General features: G+C 32.7%; 12 protein-coding genes. 4 read left to right on the top strand and 8 right to left on the bottom strand.

Features of this window, described 5'->3' with window-relative positions; translation table 11 throughout:
• Positions 1-22 precede the first annotated feature (22 nt).
• The 5 genes from H6F32_RS00900 to H6F32_RS00880 form a co-directional block, all read right to left on the bottom strand.
• Complete coding sequence (locus tag H6F32_RS00900) at positions 23-2,800, bottom strand: peptidase domain-containing ABC transporter (RefSeq protein WP_190367447.1); 2,778 nt, start codon at positions 2,798-2,800, stop codon at positions 23-25.
• A gap of 55 nt (positions 2,801-2,855) precedes the next feature.
• On the bottom strand, positions 2,856-3,476 hold the full coding sequence (locus tag H6F32_RS00895; protein ID WP_190367446.1) for a helix-turn-helix domain-containing protein: 621 nt from the start codon (positions 3,474-3,476) through the stop codon (positions 2,856-2,858).
• An 856-nt stretch (positions 3,477-4,332) separates the two neighbouring features.
• On the bottom strand, positions 4,333-4,710 hold the full coding sequence (locus H6F32_RS00890) for a HetP family heterocyst commitment protein (RefSeq protein ID WP_242031008.1): 378 nt from the start codon (positions 4,708-4,710) through the stop codon (positions 4,333-4,335).
• A 132-nt stretch (positions 4,711-4,842) separates the two neighbouring features.
• Positions 4,843-5,316: a hypothetical protein gene (locus H6F32_RS00885; RefSeq protein WP_190367445.1), complete on the bottom strand. Its 474-nt coding sequence runs from the start codon at positions 5,314-5,316 to the stop codon at positions 4,843-4,845.
• A gap of 2,371 nt (positions 5,317-7,687) precedes the next feature.
• Positions 7,688-10,096 carry a GH116 family glycosyl hydrolase gene (locus H6F32_RS00880; RefSeq protein WP_190367444.1) on the bottom strand — a complete coding sequence of 803 codons (2,409 nt, stop codon included), beginning with the start codon at positions 10,094-10,096 and terminating at the stop codon, positions 7,688-7,690.
• Between the two features lie 129 nt (positions 10,097-10,225).
• On the opposite strand from H6F32_RS00880, the gene fni reads away from it, so the two are divergent.
• Positions 10,226-11,281, top strand: a complete 1,056-nt coding sequence (fni, locus tag H6F32_RS00875; protein WP_190367443.1) for a type 2 isopentenyl-diphosphate Delta-isomerase — start codon at positions 10,226-10,228, stop codon at positions 11,279-11,281.
• Between the two features lie 32 nt (positions 11,282-11,313).
• The gene (sppA, locus tag H6F32_RS00870; RefSeq protein ID WP_190367442.1) at positions 11,314-13,140 is read left to right on the top strand and encodes a signal peptide peptidase SppA; all 1,827 of its coding nucleotides are present in this window, start codon (positions 11,314-11,316) and stop codon (positions 13,138-13,140) included.
• Between the two features lie 217 nt (positions 13,141-13,357).
• Here sppA and H6F32_RS00865 read toward each other — a convergent pair whose 3' ends face one another.
• The gene (locus H6F32_RS00865) at positions 13,358-14,182 is read right to left on the bottom strand and encodes a GDYXXLXY domain-containing protein (RefSeq protein WP_190367441.1); all 825 of its coding nucleotides are present in this window, start codon (positions 14,180-14,182) and stop codon (positions 13,358-13,360) included.
• 139 nt (positions 14,183-14,321) lie between these two features.
• The gene (locus tag H6F32_RS00860; RefSeq protein WP_190367440.1) at positions 14,322-15,794 is read right to left on the bottom strand and encodes a DUF2157 domain-containing protein; all 1,473 of its coding nucleotides are present in this window, start codon (positions 15,792-15,794) and stop codon (positions 14,322-14,324) included.
• 30 nt (positions 15,795-15,824) lie between these two features.
• Between H6F32_RS00860 and H6F32_RS00855 the strand changes: the two genes are divergently transcribed.
• Positions 15,825-16,817 carry an RsmB/NOP family class I SAM-dependent RNA methyltransferase gene (locus tag H6F32_RS00855; protein ID WP_190367439.1) on the top strand — a complete coding sequence of 331 codons (993 nt, stop codon included), beginning with the start codon at positions 15,825-15,827 and terminating at the stop codon, positions 16,815-16,817.
• A 386-nt stretch (positions 16,818-17,203) separates the two neighbouring features.
• Here the strand turns inward: H6F32_RS00855 and H6F32_RS00850 are convergent, their stop codons facing one another.
• The gene (locus H6F32_RS00850) at positions 17,204-18,946 is read right to left on the bottom strand and encodes an asparagine synthetase B (RefSeq protein WP_190367438.1); all 1,743 of its coding nucleotides are present in this window, start codon (positions 18,944-18,946) and stop codon (positions 17,204-17,206) included.
• A gap of 269 nt (positions 18,947-19,215) precedes the next feature.
• On the opposite strand from H6F32_RS00850, the gene H6F32_RS00845 reads away from it, so the two are divergent.
• Positions 19,216-19,944 carry a phycocyanobilin:ferredoxin oxidoreductase gene (locus tag H6F32_RS00845; RefSeq protein ID WP_190367437.1) on the top strand — a complete coding sequence of 243 codons (729 nt, stop codon included), beginning with the start codon at positions 19,216-19,218 and terminating at the stop codon, positions 19,942-19,944.
• The last annotated feature ends 473 nt before the right edge of the window (positions 19,945-20,417 follow it).

Raw genomic sequence — 20,417 nt, 5'->3', positions numbered from 1 at the left:
TTACTAGTATTTACTAAGGTATTTAGCTGGTTTTAGTGTTAGTTTTGTCGGCTAATTGTTGTTGGTTAAGATAGAAGTAATGACCTTTTTTATTAATTAGTTGTTCATGAGTACCACTTTCGACTAAAATACCGCGATCTAGAACGAGAATTAGGTCGGCATGACGTACTGTAGAAAGACGATGGGCAATGATTACACTTGTGCGTCCTTTTAATATCTTTTTGAGGTTTTGTTGAATGATTCTTTCTGATTCTGCATCTAAATGACTGGTAGCTTCATCTAATATTAAAACTCGAGGATTTCCGATTAATGCCCTGGCGATCGCTAACCTTTGTCGTTGTCCTCCTGATAGCATTCCTCCCCCTTCTCCAATTTGTGTTTCATAACCCATTGGCATCCTTTTTATAAATTCATCTGCCCCTGCAAGTTCTGACACTTCTATAATTTGTGATAAGCTGGCTTCAGGATGGGCTATACTAATATTTTCTCGAATTGTTCCGCCAAATAAAAATGTGTCTTGATCTACTACTCCTATTTGCGATCGCAATGACATTAAGGCAATACTAGTTATATCTTGATTATCAATTAAAATTCTCCCATCTGTCGGTAAATATAATCCTAAAATCAATTTTGATAATGTGGTTTTTCCTGATCCACTTCTTCCTACTACTGCTACTGTTTGTTCTGGTAATATTTCAAAACTGAGATTTTCTAAAACGTTAATTTCACTTTCTTTATGATAGCGAAATGTGACGTTATCAAATTTAATACTCCCGGTTAATGTACTTAAATATTGTCTAGGCTTATTTTCTAAATCTTCTTCTGGTTCTGCTTCTAAAATGTCGTTTATTCTTTCTGTAGCTACCATGACTTCTTGTAGTTGATTCCATAAGATGATTAATCTTTGAAATGGTTGAATAATGTTACTTAATAACATATTAAATGCTACTAATTGCCCGATTGTTAGTTGATTTTGAATGACTAAATATGCACCAAACCATAATAATCCTGTACTTACTAAAGATTGAATTGTACTACTAATTAATTGTAATTGATTGCTGATAATTTGCCCTTTGAAATTCTTTTTGATTAATTTATTTAACAGTTCTTCCCAATGCCATCTTACTGTTTGTTCAATGGCCATGGCACGAATGGAAGAAATACCAGTTAAACTTTGAATTAAATAACTATTTTCTTCTGTTCCCGCAGTGAAAACTTCTCGATTAATTCGCCGTAAAAATGGTGTGGCAAATAATGTTAATAATACAAATGGCGGAATAATTGCTAAGGTCATGGCTGCCATGGGTGGACTATATAAAAGCATCAATCCTACATAAATAAATACTGTTAATAAATCTAAGCTGATAGATAATGCTTCTCCTGTTAAAAACCTTTGAATTTTTTGATTTTCTTGCACACGGGAGATAATATCACCTACATAACGTGATTCAAAAAATGATAATGGTAAACGAAATGTATGTTTAATAAAACCTACCATTAAGGCTACACTAATACGGTTCGCTGTATGGTCTAATAAATATTGTCTTAGTCCATTAATTGTTACTCTAAATAGGCTAAAAATTAATAGTCCTAAGCCAACGGTATTTAAGGTTAATGTGCTACCTTGGACAATGACTCTATCTAGTAAAAGTTGTGTAAATAATGGTGTTACTAATCCAAAAATTTGAATTAATATAGAAGCAATAAATACTTCTAAAATTACTTGAAAATGTGGTTTAACTAAATCGAATAATTGCCAAAATGGACTACTAGCTTCTGGTGTTTCTTTGAGTAAATTGGTGGGTTGTAATAATAATGCATACCCTGTCCAACTCGCTTGAAATTCATCTAAACTAATTTGTCTTTGTCCAATAGCAGGATCGGCAACAATAACATATTTTTTAGTAATTTTATATACTACTATGTAATGTCTACCTTCCCAATGGGCGATCGCTGGTAATTCTTGTTCCGCAAATTTATCTAAACTCGCTTTTACCGGTCTAGTGGTAAAACCAATAGTTTCTGCTGCTGCACTTAAACTTCTCATGGATGCACCATTACGGCTAATGTTCGTTAAATCCCGTATTTTATTAATACTGGAATTTTTACCCCAATAACGACTAATCATAACTAAACAAGCTGCGCCACAATCGGCTGCACTTTGTTGGGCAAAAAATGGATATCTTTGGGTAATTTTTCGCCACCAATTTGTGGCGGCAATAGTAGGATAAATAAGGTATGAAGCAGATTTTTTGGGCGGTTTTGATGATGGCAATGGTGGTAAAACAGTCAGGTTATGATACTTTTTATGATGACTAGGAGGAAGAGGAATTTGTGCAGGTTGTGAATGATCAGTAATTTCTAAATGTTCAATTTCTGAGTTGGGAGTTGAATTTTGAATTTCTGATTTTTCCAGGAAGCGATCGCGCAATAAAGGAAATTTTAACATCAGTTTTCTTAACCTATCTTGGGGAAGATAAGCAATTTTTAAATTCACAGATGCCCTAGCAACATAACTAGTAAAATTCTGTTCAGGAAATAATGTCAAATGTCCAAAAGATAAGCCTGGAGTTAAAGTAGTAATTAAATTATTACTACTATCTAACAATCTCACTTTACCTGATAAAACAATATAAATTCCCGGTTTAGCTGTATCAGATTGCCAAAATTGTTTAGCTACAGGTGGTTCAATAATTTCTACATCTCTTATAGATTCAGCTACTACTTGATCTGAAACTAAATTGCCAAAAATTTCTTGAATATACTGAAATAATTGTGTATGTGAAAAATCTGCCAGCATTTTCTACCCTCCAAAATATTCAGCTAGAAATATCAACGATCTAAAATTATCCTTTTTATTGATGATGTGGTAATAAATTAAAAGACCAATATAAACTAGATTGATTTTCAGGTTGTAAATCAGCAATTTTTACAGCTAAATTGTGATTTTCTAGATGTTCCAGATGTTTTTGTTGTTCATAATTTTTCTTTCTAGTAGCTAATCCCATTTTTTTTAATAAACGATTAATATGGCGATCGCTAATTTTAATACCCAACTCTCTCGCTAAATGTTTACTCAACCATTGGGCAGTCCAATCACCAAAAGCATAACCATATTCACGCGGACTATTACTTACTAATTCCTGCAATCTTGCTATATATTCAGAACTAACTATTTTCGGTCTTCCTATGGGTCTTTGATTCCATTTATGTGCCATACCAACTTCAGCAATTCCTATCCAATAACGCGCCATTTCTTGAGAACAACCCACAATTTCACAAATATTACTTTGGGTTTTTCCCATATCTGCTAATAACATAATGTAAATTCTTCGCCGATATTCTGGTTGTAAATCACCTTGTAAACTTTTGAGTAAAGCCTTACGTTGAAAAGGTGTTAAAAACTTACTTTCATAAGCATCATTAACATCAAAATTGTATTCTTCAATAACAGAATTATTCACAGAAAATGACATATTAATAATTACCTTCTAAATGACTTAGTCAATATTGATGATTTAAACTGTCAAACTGTCATTTGTCATATCTTTCATGTTTTATAGACAGATATTTTATGTTTCATGAAATGCAAACTTGACAATTTTAACAGAGGTAACACCACAATCAAATCACATGAATAACTTGTATCCCTAAATCATAGGAATAGGCCAGAAATTTTGGGAAACTGATGGCAAACTACAAAATATATGAACCAGATTTTTAAAACTCTTACAGCAGTTTCCGTTATTATGAGGTACAAAGGTTAATGATAAAACCCTTGTAAAACAGGCATCTTGCTGTGTTCATAGTGTACCTCATGTAGATGGAATGTGCTGTATTTGATAACAACCTTTACTCGACTAGTATCCATATATCAACTGTAATGAACTGACATAGCCATTCATTAGCAATTTATAGTTATAGATAGTTATAGAATTAAATTACAATTAGAATTGAGTTATAAATCATGCAGTCAAATAATTTGAGTGAAATTTTGAGTGAAATTAATAATCAAATAATTTCACTGCCTCATCATAACTACTATTGTTAACTTAGTTGAAAATGTGACAAAGCCTTAAAAACCTTAATAGTTACTGTCTAACTTTCTTGTATGTTCCTATAATGCAATAAAATTTTGATTATAAATTAAAACTTCATCAAAAATTCATCAAATCTTTACAATAACTTTATAATAGATCAAAAAAATAACAAGAAGCCAAAAACAAAATTTTTGACTTCTATAATAAGTTAGATATTTTCTGGTATTCCAAATCCACGACTTCTTTTTTATCGTGATCTAAGAAGTCGGGGATGTTGTATTATTTTGTGATCTTAAGCTGATAACTTTTCTCTAGTATTACTAGCTACCTCTGTCTTCTGCTTACCTCCCACTTCTCGATAAGCAATATCTTTAATTTTACTTAAACATCGAGGTGCAATATTACCTTCATTTTTCTTCTCTTTTTCATTAATTTTCCCACTGGATTTACTCATTTGGGAATTTTCTTTAACTATTCGATTATAAGTACGATAAGGAATATAGTGCATAGGATTATAACCAACAAACTTTAACATTAAAACACAAGCCCAAGAATATTTTCCTGCAAGAATAGCCTCTACTACTTGATCTAGTTGTTCAGGATGGATTTTTGTTTCTAATTTATGGTTAGTTCCAGTAATATCTTGATTCATAATCTTGATTGTTTTCATTTTACTAGTTTGTACAATGTTTATGATCCTTATTAGATCAACAATTTACTCCCTAAATTACTGCCTCAAATATCTGTTTGAGGAATAACTTTAATCTTTAGGGAATGAAGTTTAGACGATAGAAAACCAATGTTAAATACTCAGTCGTAAATTACTCATCCTCACCGTTAAATACCAGATCAAATCCTGGATTTTGCCGTAGATAATTAATAAATGGCAGATGTTGAAAATTTTCAAAATATTAATATCCCTGGCAATAGGTAAATTCCTTAACCTCTCAATTACTGTTTTTTTACTGCTACTCCTAGTCATCTTCATCCCTAATATCTCTGTGGATTTTTCCTGTATTTGATGCTGACTAACTAGGATTTTTATCTGAGGGCTTCTGACTAAGGATTGATCCCTATTGTCTTGGTTTTTAATTCCTATGTGAATACTTTCGGCCGCTTTTGATAAATTGACCGTTTTTACCGTTCTTAAGATTAAAGAAATTAAACTGCTAATGGAATTACATAACCGACGGAACGCAAAATTAGAGAATTTTATCCCTAAAATTTCCCTCTGGTTGACCTTACCAATTGCATTTGACCTGATGATGTTGTTCATGTTGCTGACCTGTGATTTAAAACCTGACCGTTTTTAATCAAGTCTGTAATATGCCGTGATTTTCTCTAAGGTTTTATCCTTAAGGGAATCAAAAGCCCCAAAATGGCTTTTCCAGACGCACTTACTGAGTTGGGAAACTTTGCGAGTTTTAATTTCACTTTTTTCCTTAGTTACTGCTGTATAACTTCTTACCATGCATTAAAACGCTCATAAGTAAAAGCGCGTAATAATTACATGGAGTCAGGAAAACCATGAATTTCTCTATTCCCAAAGCTATATTTTTATTTATACTATTTTTTTTCGCTAATGTCATCTAGTAAATCAATAATATTACAGTTATTTTTACTGAAGATATCTAGTAATCCCATAATATCTTGCAATGCTTAGACTTGAGCCAATATCTATGAAAAAATGGGGGGTGTCACCCCTCATTTCAATCTGATTCCCACCTGCTATTATGGTCGTATTAAGTAAAAAACTATGGGTTTTATTGTCATCTTGCTTGGACAAAAAAACCATAGTTTGTAATATTAGTTTCAACTAATTATAAAAATAAAATAAATAATATATCTACTTTATGTCTAACAAAAATATAAATTTTCTCTCAAAAAAATCTGTGTAATGCTTATATAGTAAGGATTTTAAAGATATGTATCTGATTAATATTAATATTTTAAAAACATAATTATCATAATTAATTTATTAACAATTATCATTTTATTATAGAAAACAATTATATATGAATTATATGTTAATTTTGATTTGTTAATAGCAAATTCTTAATAATAAATTAATATAGTATATGAAGAAAATGTATCAGGATAAACTCGTGGTAATAATTTTATAATGTTTTTTTGCCTACAGAAATATAGGCAAATTTCAACTAACTTTGTGATCCAATATCACAATTATCTGAGTAATTATTGTTTAATAAATATATAGTATTGGTAAAATTACAGTTTTATCTATCCTAGGATCAAGTAATAATAAATATCATAAAAATCCCTAAAGTAATCACTTGACAGCGATAAATATAGATACTGAGGTTGAATAGATGTAGAGATAAGGAATAAAAAAGAATACTAAATATGTTTTAACCATTAGAAATCATAATAAATAACATAGATTTTTAATAATGGCTACAGACAAAAATATTCTGCCAAGTAATTGACAAACCAGATTAAAGAGGTTATAGTATAACTCCCAGGCTAATTATAGTTTGATTTGTGAGTAATAGAGAGTCATTCACGGGTAGTTTAAGCACTCCGTAAGCATCGCTCAACATGATCCAAGGCACGAATTTCACCACTAATGGAAACTTTAAAGAAATTGCCAAAAATTTCCCGAAGATTTTCCTAATCTTCTTGAAAAAGGGGTTGTCAAATTTAAAAGTTTATGCTACTAATGAACTGTTGAACGGGAACTTATACTAAGAAACCGAGTCATAGATAACAATTGCGTTTGACCTTGATCCAATTCTGACCTAATTCCGACGTAATTTTAGTCGTGAGAGCTACTGCTGTACCAGCTTAATCGCCTAAAATTCATAAACGAATGTAAACACAAAGATTGATGCTATAGGTGGAGTGGGGAGTTGAAGTTTAAATTCCCTGCTACAGCCTATGGTGGTGCTGATTAAAGAAATTTATCCTCTGGTTACTGTGTAAAAACTCACTTGAGATACACCAGGGATAATTGTATTGATAGCCACCTGCTTGTTGCTGATGTTTTTGTGCTTAACTATCAGTGATGATTAACTTGCTGATAACTCTTGTTGATCGCTACAAAAACAAAAGGAACATATCTGACAGCATTTGGTTTTCAGTTTCAATTTATCAACTCTTACCATTACTAATTTTCTTCATTAATTCCGGAAATAATCAAAAAATACCAAAAGATATAATTTTTGTCACCAAAATAACTGTTTTTGTGTAATAAAGATAACTCTAATAACATAAATGATTAAGAAAATATGTATTTTTACAGGTGTAGGAAGTTATGGAAAAAGTGATGATTTGTAGGGTTAATTAACGGTGTGTCAAATATCATAAATAGACATAGGAGTGAAAACTATCGTAGGGACAATTCATGAATTGTCCCTACAAAACTTTGGTTGTTATGTACATTAGATATCTCGTGTTAATTAATGTAGAGACGTTCTGTAGAACGTTCCTAGAAGGGTTCGCACATTTAATTTTCACTCCTAAGCTAATGTGCAGCACTCACTGTATAATTAAAAAACCTGAAGTTACAGTAGCACAAGCATCTTGCTTGTATTAATTATTCAAGTTAAAAGCACAACAGCTTATGTCTATTGAATTACCACCAGATATCTAATATGGATAGATAAAAATTGATGCACTAAGTATAATTATTGAACTAGTACATAATAGACCAACCAAATAGCCATGGCACGCAAGTATGTACTAGCGCGAAAAGTACCCGCAGCAGTGATAGCTTCAGGAGTGCGGAATTGCAAACCATTTTCATAAATTTGCTTCACTACCCTTTCTGTTAATAATAAACCGTCATTTTTCATTCCCATTTGGATTAAAAATGCTGCTAAACCAAAATTAATACCAGTCCAAATTTCTTGGGGATGGGTAGACTGAGGATTTTCTGGTAAACCGTTGATTAAAAGACCATTAGCAGCACCAAATTTACCATTTTGGAAGTTAAGAAAACAAGCCTGGTAAACTGTTTTTAAGGTAGAAGAAACATGATCTAATGGTACAATATCCGGTAAATTTAATAATCTAGCGTAAAATTGTCCACATAGTTGATCAGCCATGACAACTTGAGAATTACTTTCACTGTCTAAACGGTAATATTGACCATTCCAAAGTTTTGATTCATAGATAGGTTTTGATTGTGCTAACCAAGATTGATAGATAGTTTTTTGATAACTTGTGTTGTGTATATTCTGATGATTTTGGAGAAGATCACAAATAGCGATCGCACTTTCTAAAGCTGCTAACCATAAACCTCCACAATAAGCACTAACACCATTTAATCGCCAATCATCAAAAGTTTGATCTGGTGCGCCAGAATTTTCAGGAATACCATCGCCATCCAGATCAAATGTTTTCAAATAATCTAAAGTTTGCACAATTGCATCCCAACAATCTGCTAAAAACTCCAGATCATCTGCACCAGTAAATAGAAAATCTCGATATACTTGTAAAACAAAATCACAACTAAGATCCTTCCATAAATTGCAATCTTGATAACTAGTATAATTGGTTTTTTCCCAGACCCATTCATTGGGTGCGCCTAAATCATGGGGTGTTGCGCCAGCTATTTTTCTGGGGGCGAAAACACTAGGAGCATTAATAGTTAGATAATAACCAATAATGCGGGTTTTATCATCACTTTGAGGTATGGCTTTAGCAAAAGCCCGCATTACAGATTTTTCCAATTCAGGAAATAACATTAACAGGGCAAAAGAACCATATAATCTCACATCTAAACTTTCATACCAGCGATAATCTAAACATTCTAAAACTGCCAATTGTCCCACGGGATTAGCTTCTGATGCAGTGTTCCAGAGAGTTCCTCCACTGGTAAGATCATAAAGTTCATTGAATAATGCCATTTTGAACCAATCAGGTATATCTGATTTTTGTAAGATGGAATTTTGCCAATTTTCAATGTTATTTTTCCAGTTTTGATATTCTTTAATTGCGTGAATTGCCATTGGCCAAGCATTTTCACCATTAGTACCAAAAAAGTCTGTATAACGACGATAGTAATTGACTCCTGCGGCAAATTCTGTAATGGGAAAATCCCAACTTAATACAAAAGGAATTTGTAAACTTTCTCCAGGTTGTAAATTAAAACGTACTGTAATAGCTGCACCAATTCTTTCATTTTCTTTGGCAGGTGTTTCATCTATATAATTAGATAAAGAACCATTTTGACTAAAATTTTGCCAAATTTCTGCACCATTTCCTAAACAGTTAAACCGAGAATGATAAAATATTTCTGCATTGGGTAATTTAGGAACTGCTATACACCAACTACCATTACCTTCTTGTAAATTACCATGAATATTTTGACCTAAAACACAACCGAAAAATTCTGTATTTTCAGCCAAAAAGTTATAATTACCTTCACTTTTGCCCCAAGGAGGTAGATAGTCATAAACGGGACTGCCATCATCTCTAATTTTCACATCAGGAGATTTTAAAGAATTAGTAAACCAACCGCTCATATTTTCCCAAGTAAGCATAATACTAATAGTAATAGGTGTATGATTTGGGTTATGAGCGTGCCAAAGAAATACTGCGACAGGGTAACTTGATTCTTGATAATTATGATGCCAAATGGGTGAAAATTGCTCACAAATTAATTGACTGGGAAATACATTTTCATATACAAACCAACTGCGAGGATAAAGTGCATGGTAATTTCCGGTTTGTTGTTCATCAGATGGTGGATACCATTGCCAATTTGCTAAGGTATGATCATCAGGTGATTGAGTGGATAAAGCATAGGATAAACTATACTTTTCACCATGATTTTCACCAGATTGAAATATACTAAATTGACAACTAGGTACATTTTTAAAAATATGTTCTCCACCATCAATGTGCCATAGGTTAAAATCACCTTTTGAAGAGCGTCCAATACAACCTGCTCCAAAACCACCTAAAGGCGCACCATGCCAAGGTCCATCATCAAGATTGCTAGAAGAGCGAGCAGTGTAGGGTTGATCCCATCCTAAACCAATGGGGCGTTTCCAAGTGCAGGAGGGAATTTTAGGGGGGTAATTTGTCATGGTGTAAAAAAGTGGTTAATTTCTGTAATTGTTTTTCAGTTTTCAGTAGTCAACTAAGAAAAATGATATTATGAATATTAGCAGCCAAGATGCCAGCACTACAAATAAAGTTACTGTCGAGGATTATTTATGATAGATAATACCACCATTTTCTTAGAAACACAAAACCGTAAAGCTGATCATATTCGCATTTGTTTAGAAGATAATGTACAATCTTCAGAAATAACTACTGGTTTGGAAAAATATCGTTTTGATCATGTTTGTTTACCCGAATTAAACCGCGAAGATATTGATATTAGTACAACATTTTTAGGAAAATATTTAGGCGCGCCTTTATTAATCTCTTCGATGACTGGAGGTACTGAAAAAGCAGGAGTGATTAACCGTAGGTTAGCAGAAGTAGCACAAGAATATAAGTTAGCTATGGGTGTAGGTTCACAACGTATAATCATTGAAAAACCGGAAGTTGCGGATACTTTTGCTATGCGAAAATACGCGCCAGATGTGTTATTATTGGCTAATTTAGGGGCGGTACAACTTAATTATAAATATGGGGTGGATGAATGTTTAAAAATCATTGATATTTTAGAAGCAGACGCGCTAATTTTACATATTAATCCTTTGCAAGAGTTTATACAACCTAGAGGCGATGTCAATTTTCGGGGTTTATTGGAGAAAATATCAAAATTATGCCAACAATTACCCGTGCCTGTGATTGCTAAAGAGGTAGGTAATGGTATTTCTGGAGATATGGCGGCGCAATTAATCATGGCTGGTGTAAAAGCTATTGATGTTGCTGGTGCAGGGGGTACTTCCTGGGCATTGGTAGAGAGTGAAAGGGCAGAAACTGCGTTACAGAGAAGGTTAGGTAAAACCTTTGGAGATTGGGGAATACCCACAGCAGAATGTATTATTAGTGTAAGGTCGATCGCTCCCCAGATCCCTTTAATTGCTTCTGGAGGTTTACGCAATGGCTTAGATGTGGCTAAAGCTATAGCTTTAGGGGCAGATATCGCTGGGTTAGCTATGCCTTTTTTACAAGCAGCAGCTGTATCCCAAGCAAATATTATAGAATTAACAGAGATATTAATTGCCGAAATTACTACGGTACTATTCTGTACAGCTAGTAGTAGCTTGTATCAATTCAAACAATATCCGAATTTATACAAAATTGGTAATTACTAAATTTCACTTTTGCACTGGATCATGAATTAACCATGAATAATTTTTTGAAACAAACTTTTGCAAGTTTAATTGGCAGTTTACTGGGATTAACTATTTTTTCTGGTATTGGTTTTTTAGGATTATTAGTATTAGTAATACTAGCTGCTAATTCTGAAAGTAAAGCTCCAGTAGTGAAAGATAAATCAGTTATGTTATTTGATTTAGGAATGAAAATTACTGATAGTAAACCGGATGATAGTAAATTTTTGGAAAAAACTTTAAGTGGTGTAGAAGAAGATGAAATTAGTCTGAGAAAAGTAGTGGAAAGTATTGATAAAGCTAGTAATGATAAACGTATTGTTGGTATTTATATATCTGGAAATAGTCGCGGAGGAGTTGGTTATGCTTCCTTAAAAGAAATTCGGGAGGCTTTAGAAAGATTTCGCGCTAGAGGCAAAAAAATTATTGCTTATAATACGAATTGGAGTGAACAGGAATATTATTTAAGTTCTGTAGCAAATCAAGTGATAATTAATCCTGTGGGAGCTATGGAAGTAAATGGTTTAAGTTCCCAACCAATGTTTTTAACGGGAGCATTAAAAAAATATGGTATTGGTGTACAAGTGATTAGAGTAGGAAAATTTAAGGGAGCAGTAGAACCATTTGTACTTGATAAATTGAGTCCCGAAAATAGAGAACAAACACAAAAATTATTAGATGATGTGTGGGGAAAATGGCGGACAGATGTAGGTAAGAGTCGGCAAATTCCCGCCGATAAATTGCAAGCGATCGCTGATAGTCAAGCAATATTAGAAGCAAGTCAAGCAAAAAGTAACGGTTTAGTAGATCAAGTGGCGTATCAAGATCAAGTAATTAATGATTTGAAAAAATTAACAGGGAAAAATGTTAAAGATAAAACATACGAGAAAATTAGCCTGGTAGAATATGCAGAAGTACCAGGAAAACCATTAGGAGTAAATCAAGAATCAGATAATAAAATTGCTGTAGTTTATGCAGAAGGAGAAATAGTAGATGGTAGAGGAGATGATGGAGAAATTGGGGGCGATCGCTATGCCAAAATATTCAGTAAAATTCGTCAAGATAAAAACATTAAATCCGTAATTTTAAGAATTAATAGTCCTGGAGGTAGTGCTACCGCTTCAGAAATTATGCAGCGAGAAATTAAATTAACTCGTCAAGTGAAACCCGTGATAGTTTCCATGGGTGATGTAGCCGCATCTGGGGGTTATTGGATTGCCACTGACTCAAATCGCATTTTTGCCGAATCTAACACCATTACGGGTTCTATAGGTGTGTTTGGATTATTATTAAATGGTCAAGAATTAGGTAAAAATAATGGTATTACTTGGGATTCTGTAAAAACAGCGCAATATGCAGATACACAAACAGCAGCACGTCCGAAATCTGCCCAAGAAATAGCATTATATCAACGTAGTGTAAATCGTATTTATTATATGTTTTTACAAAAAGTTGCTCAAGGGCGAAAATTGCCGATTCAAAAAGTAGCAGAAATTGCCCAAGGAAGAGTTTGGTCAGGTGCAGCAGCCAAAGAAATTGGCTTAGTTGATGATATTGGAGGCTTAGATGTAGCGATTAAATATGCAGCCAAAGAAGCGAAATTAGGTAATGATTGGGAAATAGAAGAATATCCAGAATTTAACTCATTTACAGAGCGTTTATTTGGCAAAGATTTAGATAAAAATCAGGCTAAATTAAGGATAATAAAAAGTACATCTTCCGGTAATCATCCTATGATGAAAGAAGTAATAAAATTACAAGAAGAATTGAATATTTTACAGAAAATGAATGATCCTCAAGGAGTTTATACCCGTTTACCATTTAATTTGAAAATTGAATAGGATTCAGTAGGGGTTTAAGCTACAGATGGTTTAGTTGTTTGACTGACGCGCCCGCCTGGAAATTTATTTCCAGGCTAATAGCTTGCATTTTACCAAAGTAAACTAAATAATTTGAAAATTTAGTTATTTGAGTCATCTTTAGATGACTTTTGCTATAAGACACAGGAATTTATTCCCAGTCGGTCTTGACTGCTGACAACTGATAGCTAATAGCTAACTACTCAAAACGATAATTGCGATCGCCTATCCACATACTCATAGGTGCAGCATTACCTTGAGGATCAACCTTAATCTTCACCAAAATAGGGTCAATTCTGCCATTTTCATTATCTTGAACCTGCGCCAGATTATTATTTATTTGTCGTTTTTCCTGGTCAGATAAATAATAATTGTCTAGTCCATAATTAATATAACCACCCTGATAACGACCCTTCAAAGCCACCTGATTATTTGATAAATTATTAGGCAGATTACTACTTACCCGCACAGGTCGCCAAACCCTTGGTAAATTGCTATTTCCTTGATTATTTCTGAGGTTATTTCTGAAAATATTCCTAGTATTTTGCCTGGTATTTTCATTAGAAAAATCACTATCCATATCATCAGAAATAACAGTATTGCTGTTATTAGAAAATCGCTGTTCCTGTAAAATCAAATACAAAGTACTACCTGGATTTATTTGTCTATTTCTCAGAGAATTTTTAGTTACCCATTCATTCCAACCTGGTAATTTTCGCAAAACTTGAGGACGATCAATATCATAATTCAAATTTAAAGAATTACCCAACAAAATATCATCAGCATTCACAGAAGTAGTTTGTAAAATCACAGTTTTACCCGTAACATCGGTGTACATTGCTTGAGTAGGTACAGCCAAAATTAACCCCACTTGCAATAACAAAGGTGCAACCAAACGCCAAATAGGTAAAGGTTTATTTTCCTTTTGTTCCATAGCAATTAAATAATCACGAAAAGTCAACTTTTCGGAAAATTCCATTTCTGGAGTTAAAGTTTTATTGGTTTCAGGCTTTTTACTTTCCATAAGATAAATTAACTAATAATTGTTAATGTGAACTCAGCTAGGAATTTATCCGCAGAGATTATTTAATAGTTGTAGGGTGCGTCATACAGTAAATATTACGTGAATAGATAAATACTTAGTATGTGACGCACCTTACAAACTACTTATTAGTATTATATGTATTACCACCATTACCACCATTACCACCATTAGATTTTCTAGCAGAAGATAACCGTTTTTCAAACCATAACCCAGCAGCAATGAGACAATAACCACAGGTAAGAAAAACTAAAGACTTAAACAACACATCAGTATTATACTCTAGAACTCGGCTGATAATTTGCAGAGTAAATAACAGAATACCACACCAAAAATAGCCCCGTTGACGTAACTTTAAACCTTCTTGAATCAAACCCCAAGCTAACGTAATTAATAAAACATTGAAAATAAAAATTCCCAATTCAGTAATTCTGGTAATAGCTTGATGCCAAAAAGGAGTAACTAGAATAAACCCTAGAAAAGTGGTAATAATAGCAATTTTAAAAAATACCTCTCGACTGGGTGGACTATTGCGATGACGGACAAAAAACAACCATTGTAACACTGCTAAACCACTGAGAATACCTAAATCAATAATAGGTAAAGAGCGAAAAATATTAGCAAAATTATTAGGATTATAATAATTATACTCTAAACCTTGCCATTGCCACCGGAAAGACAATAAATAAAATATCACACCAAAACAAATCAAACCTAAATTCCGGGACAAAGGTTTAAACAACCGATAATTAATAGTAGGAAATAGGAGATCATCATAACTCCATAATAAAGCCGGAGGTAAAACTAAAGAAAAGGAAGCTACCCAAGGAACAACATCAGAAAAAGTCAACAGAGGTAAAGGTCTGAGATTATATTGTAAAGAGAAAATAAACGCCACTACACCTAGACCAAAAATCCATCTTGAGCGACAGATATAGGCCAAGGGAACAAATAACAACCATGATAATAAAGGCATATGTCTAACAGCCAATTTTGCCCAAGTTAAATTATCAGGAGAAGACCATAAATCATCTAATCCTAACCAATAACCAATTTGGATTAAAATAATAGCCATAATTCCCAAAGAATTGAGAGCAAGACTATAAGCCATGACTAAAACACCAAACCCCCAAGCTAAAAATAGCTCAGAACCTGAAGCATTAATATTAAATATTTGCCCCATTAAAAACAAAGTTGCTCCTAAAATCAAAGCACTCAGAATTAATAATGCTTCCCCTAAAAAGCGTTTACCCTCCTGGTTTTTTTTTCCTTGAGCAAGAGCTAATTTTGGTTCTCTCCACGTTAAAAAACCAGTAATAGCAGTGGACAGAAACAAACTCATTAATAAGATAAACTTAACTTCCCGTGACCACCCTTGCCAATTTGCACTTACAAGGGTAATTACTCCTAAAACTAATAAAATTCCACCAACCAGAATAGCAATCATGCTAAAACTATCACCAGTGGACTCTTCCAATTTATTAAATTGATAGCGGTTAGCGATGTGTTCATATTGGGAAGAGTTTATAATGCCCTCATCGCGCCAAAGTTGTGCTTCTTGGCGCAATTTTCGGTGAAAATTATTAAAGATCATGACCTCTCCAGTGTAATAGGTAAGATGTATATGCAAAAACCTTCAGAAAAACCCTTTGTACAGCCTTCAAATTTATTATTGAAAGTGGCTCGTCGTTTATTTACAAATGACAATGAGCAAGCCAAATTTATTGAGGCTTTAGTTCATCCTCAACCTTTTTCGGCGTGCATTATCTGGTGTGAAAATCAATCAGAACAAATACCTTTTCCAGCATTAACGCCATTAGTTTGGCAACCGCAATTTGTTAACCGTTTACTACTGGGAGAAAAACCAGGTCAACATCCCCTCCACCATCAAGGATACTTTTATTGTTTAGATTTTTCTTCAGTATTTTCAGCTGGGATTTTGTTAACTATTGCTGAAAATTCTGAAAAAGTACCGATGATTTTTGATATGTGTGCTGCTCCTGGTGGTAAAAGTATATTTGCTTGGAAATTATTTCAACCTAATTTACTGATTTGTAATGAGGTAATTGGTAAAAGATTAGGAATGTTAATTTCTAATTTAAAACGTTGTAAAATTCACTCAAGCGTGGTGTTAAATCGAGATTCTAGTGTTTTAGGAGAAATATTTGCAGAAACTAGTAATTTAGTCATTGTGGATGCTCCTTGTACTGGTCAGTCTTTGTTAGCTAAAGGAGAAAAAGCACCGGGATGTTTTCATCCTACTGCGATTAATAAAAGTGCTAATCGTCAGAAAAGAATTATTGCTAATTCGGCTAAAATAGTTGCTCCTCAAGGATATTTAGCTTATATGACTTGTACCTATTCTCCTGAGGAAAATGAGCAGGTTTGTGAGTGGTTTTTAGAAAGATTTCCTCATTTTCAAGCTGTGGAGGCTAGTCATTTATCTAGTTATCAGTCCCATTTAACTAATATTCCTTGTTATCGGATGTTTCCCCAAAATCAATTAGGTGCTGGAGCGTTTACAGTGTTGTTTAAAAATACTAATTTGGGAGAGGGTAAAAAGATTGATTCTGATGATATTGTATCCATGTCAATTTACCAAAATATTTCACCCTGAGTTATACTAGTATAATCTGTATAATATTGGTCTAAAAGAAACGGAAATAAACCTAGTCAAAAGTATGACAAAATGTGATATTTTAGGTTTGTCTGAAAAATTCAAAGTTTATCAAACTGAACTATTACATTAAACATATTGAAGATTGGCAAAATTCTATTTTACTAACCAAAGGTACAGATCCCCGACTTCTTCAAGAAGTCGGGGATCTTTTTGCTTAAATTTCTACCATAAAAATTGCCCCCATAGGATGATTATTTTCCACCTGCCTATTTTTTAATTTTTTTACTGATATTTTAAGATTTACAGGACTTTTAAACCACACTCTAAATTAATTACAGATTTTTTAGTGTGACACTTGCATAAGTCCTATTTAATTACAATGTTTATTTATTCCCTTGTAACCAAATTTCTAAACTAACTAATAACCACAGCTTAACACCATATCTTCCCCAAATGTCACCTTGAAAATTTAACCAACTGTGTAAAACTTCATAATTAATATAATTAGCAATCATACTATTTTTATCTAATAATAATTTCCTGGCTTGTTTTTGCCAATATTTGCGAAAACCTAATTTTACAGGGACCATCATCCCACTTTTAGGACGATAAATAATTTTCTCTGGTAAAATATCCCTCACTGCTTGTTTTAAAACCGCCTTTTCTTCGACTCCAGAAAGTTTATATTCTGGAAGAATTTGCATACTAAAATCTACTATTCTTTGGTCAAATAAAGGTGATAACCCTAGCAAATTATTAGCTTGTGTTAAATTATTTACCTTAGTTAAAATCTGATCTGCACCTTTAAATTTAATATTCAACATCATGAACTTATTCAAATAATTAACCTCTGCCTGTAAATCATCTATAAATACAGAATCTACATCTTTTAAACTTGTCCAAATTTCCTGGTTTAATAATTGTGGCAAATCAGATGCACATTTTTGAAAAGATATCAAATAAGCTGATAAAATATCTTGATTATTCACATAACCATATAAACTGTTAATTAACATAGGTTGATTTTTAGGACCACCAAAACAAGGATCTCCTCCTTCCCCATTTAAAATTACATCCACATCATTTTTAGCTAATTTTCCTACTAATAAATTTGGCACTGTTAAAGGATCTCCAATCGGATCATCTAAATACATCATAGTTGCTAATAAATGTTTCCACATATCATCAAAAGTAATTTCTAAAATATGATGTTCTGTTTGACAATGTGCTGCAACTAAACTAGAAAATTCTAATTCATTAGCAGTTTCTGCACCAAAATGAATGGAATAAGTATGAATTTTTTGATTATGCAATTTTGCCGCTAATGCTGTAATACTACTAGAGTCTAACCCTCCAGATAAAAATACTCCCACTGGCTGATTTAATGGTAAATATTCTTTGACAACTTGCTCTAATAAAGTTCGCAATTTTTCACCATACCAGTTTATATCTTGGTCAAAATCTAACACTTTTTCCTGTAATTGCCAATATTCAAAAATTTGCTCTGATGGTAATTTTATCAATGTACCTGGACGTATTTCTTTAACATTTTTCCATAATGTTCTTGAACCTGGAACAAATGCACAACATAAATAATCTCGTAATGCAATAATATCTATATTATGTTGATGAAAAGGTGATAGATTTCTTAATTTTGGGGCAATATAACAAGTTTTATGATTGAGAGTATAATATATATTTTTACCACCTATAGGATCTCTTATTAAGCATAATTCTTGAGTTTGTTTATCGAAAATTACTAAAGCAAACATTCCCACTAATAAATTTAAACATTGAGAATGATGTTTTTCCCAAAGTTGGGCAATTATTTCTTGATTGGTAATATTTTCTTGATTTAATGTTAATGTATTTAATAATTCTGTTCTATTGCTTAACCAAATATCGCCAATAATTATAAATCTTTGATTAGGACTGAATGCTATATTTTGATAGGGAGAAATAACTGCCAATTGTTGATTTTGATAAAGACAATTTTTTGCTATATCGTTTAATTTTTCATCATGTCCATAAACTATATACCAACTAGGAATTATATCAGGAGTAGAAAATTCATAACTTTTAAAACCTGTAAAACCTGTAAAACCTGGAAAAAAATTAAATAGCATAGGAAAACATGAGTAGTGTTAAAAACATCCATGAATATAATATTACCTTACTTATCTACAAGAGTTAGATCCTCCACTTCTCTAACAAATGAGGATGTGATTATTTTTAATATAATGCGCTAATATAAAAATGAAGTCCATATATACGCAATATAGAAAGTTTTAGATCCCCGACTTCTTCAAGAAGTCGGGGATCTGAATATACATAATTTGATAATTTTATGGGGCTGTAAATGAGTAAACTAGAGAAATTGCATTATAGAAAAAATATGTCTTCAATTTCTTTGCGTGAACAACAACATCCTTTAATTTGCCAACTAGCTAATTGTATTGAGTCTGTTTGGCATAAACATTTAGATTTATCACCTTATCATTTACCAGCAGAATTAGGCTATGTAGAAGGTAAATTAGAAGGGGAAAAATTAGTCATAGAAAACCGTTGTTATCAAAGTAAACAATTCCGCAAAATGCACTTAGAATTAGCAAGAGTTGGCAATATGTTAGATATCTTGCATTGTGTAATGTTTCCCCATCCTGAATATAATATACCTATGTTTGGTTCTGATTTAGTGGGAGGAAGAGGACAAATTAGTGCAGCGATCGCTGATCTTTCTCCTGTAAATTTACAACGTATTTTACCAGAAGGTTATAATACTCAACTTAGTAAATTAACTGTACCAAATTTTTCCCAACCTCGTGAATTACCAGAATGGGGCAACATTTTTTCTGACTTTTGTATATTTGTGCGTCCCAGTTCAGTAGAAGAAGAAACATGGTTTTTAAATCATGTAGAATCATTTTTAGAGATTCATTGTAGTCAAGCGATCGCTTCTCAACCAATTACAGAATTAGAAATGCAAGAAGTTATTGCTGGACAAAAAAATTATTGTACCAAACAACAACAGAATGATAAAACCCGTCGAGTTTTAGAAAAAGCATTTGGTGTAGACTGGGCAGAAAATTACATGACTAAAGTATTATTTGACTTACCAGCCTAATAATAGGAGTCAGTAGGGGTTTAGCAATGCTAAACCCCCACAAAATTAGACATATTCAGTAATTAATGTAGAGACGTTCTATAGAATGTCTCTACAAGGGTTATAGAAAACGCATATTTAATTTTCACCAGATGTCTATTAATAAACCCCGACAATAGGGGATATTTATCTTTGTAAGTTCCGTTACGTTTTATTTTAACGAATAAATATAGAATTTATCTCAAGTTATCACCACAGATACCTTGCCACAAAAAAGCTAATGTTAATACATAAACTAATCAGCTTTAGATTTACTGTATAACCAATACCTAATTACACAAGGAATGTAAAAAATAGATAATCAAAACCTCAGCAAAAAACATTACCTAAAAATATGAAAAGTAAGTTTTTAAGTGTTACAAGTATTTTTTCATAGTGCATCAAGCTGGATAATTGAGTAACAATTTACAAATTTCCCACCCAAATTTTCAACA

The sequence above is a fragment of the Anabaena sp. FACHB-1237 genome, from assembly GCF_014696225.1.
GTDB lineage: Bacteria > Cyanobacteriota > Cyanobacteriia > Cyanobacteriales > Nostocaceae > FACHB-1237.
The sequence above is the reverse complement of the archived record's forward strand: the minus strand, read 5'-3'. Positions and strand labels throughout refer to the sequence as shown.